Origin of the sequence: Streptomyces chilikensis, assembly GCF_001642695.1 — a bacterium.
Taxonomy (GTDB): domain Bacteria; phylum Actinomycetota; class Actinomycetes; order Streptomycetales; family Streptomycetaceae; genus Streptomyces; species Streptomyces chilikensis.
Genome location: NZ_LWCC02000005.1, coordinates 3,075,203 through 3,075,781, shown reverse-complemented (window position 1 = coordinate 3,075,781; position 579 = coordinate 3,075,203). Strand labels below are relative to the sequence as shown.

Annotated in this window: 1 protein-coding gene; it reads left to right on the top strand. The window is 73.4% G+C overall.

The window, feature by feature from the left end:
• Positions 1-27: 27 nt before the first annotated feature.
• The coding region (locus A2U95_RS32715) for a condensation domain-containing protein (protein WP_277350895.1) at positions 28-579 on the top strand (552 nt) is incomplete at its 3' end.

Here is a 579-nt window from a genome sequence, read left to right as displayed (position 1 = left end):
GTCCTCGAGCCCGGTGACGGAACGACCGTGCTCCTCATCCTTCTGCACCACGTGGCGACGGACGGCGCGTCGAACGGCGTGTTCTTCGAGGACCTGTCCCGGGCCTACGCGGCGCGGGTGTCGGGTGCGGCGGGAAGCGTGCTGGGGCCGCTGCCGGTGCAGTACGCGGACTACGCGCAGTGGCAGCGGACGGTGCTGGGGTCGGCCGACGATCCGGACAGTCTGCTGGCCCGGGAGCTCGGGTTCTGGCGCTCGGCGCTGGACGGGCTGCCCGAGGAACACGGTCTGCGCCTGGACCGGCCCCGTCCCGCCCGGGCGACCCACCGGGGCGGCGAGGTCGAGGTCGACCTCGGTCCGGACGTCATGAGCCGGGTGGGTGAGCTGGCCATGGCGGAGGGCTGCACGCCGTTCATGGTGGTCCACGCGGCCCTGGTCTCCGCCCTGAACCGGCTCGGCGCCGGCACCGACCTCGCCGTCGGTACACCGGTCGCCGGGCGCGGCGACGAGCAGCTTCGCGACCTGGTCGGTTTCTTCGTCAACACGCTCGTCCTGCGCACCGACAGCAGCGGGGACCCGACC